Raw genomic sequence first — 650 nt, 5'->3', positions numbered from 1 at the left:
CATCGGTAAAGGAAAATCCAGGAAAGCCATCAGTTCAGTCCAGTTTTCCCTCCATTGTTTGACGATATACTTGTATTTCTTCCCCCACGCTGCTTCAAATGCTGACAGTGCTGTTTTCGCACTCTCTTCGGTGGTGGAAGTATAGACTTGACGCAAGTCCTTAATTACGGCTTTCTTATCAGCTTCATCCACATATTTGAGTGAATTCCGTATTTGGTGGACTATACACTTCTGGACAATTGAAGCAGGAAAAGCTTCCTGAATCTGATCGGAAAATCCCTGAAGATCATCCGTACAAACCACCAGAATATCACTTACTCCTCTTGATTTCAGGTCTTCCATCACCATGCCCCATTTTTTAGCTCCTTCCCCGCCAGAATTGATATAAAGCCCTAATACGTCCCTGTTCCCTTCCCAATCCACCGAATATACCGTATAGAAGGCGCTGTTGGTGTATTTGCCGTCCTGGCGTACTTTGAAGTGTATAGCATCCAGATACACGATGGGGTAAAAGCTTTGAAGACTTCTTGTACGCCATTCCTGGATCTCCGGAAGCACTTTATCGGTAATCTGGGAAATCCGGCCTGCAGAGATACTCACTCCATAAATGTCCTCCAGAAGACGTCTCACGTCTTCCACTGAGTTCCCCT

1 protein-coding gene is annotated in these 650 nt (G+C 45.4%); it reads right to left on the bottom strand.

The window, feature by feature from the left end; all coding sequences use genetic code 11:
* A partial coding sequence (locus tag B879_RS21445) for an IS256 family transposase (protein ID WP_040401651.1) occupies positions 1-650 on the bottom strand: 650 nt, incomplete at both ends.

This window comes from Cecembia lonarensis LW9 (assembly GCF_000298295.1).
In the GTDB taxonomy this organism is placed as follows: domain Bacteria; phylum Bacteroidota; class Bacteroidia; order Cytophagales; family Cyclobacteriaceae; genus Cecembia; species Cecembia lonarensis.
Note: the sequence above shows the minus strand (reverse complement) of the source record. Positions and strands in the feature narration are given on the sequence as shown.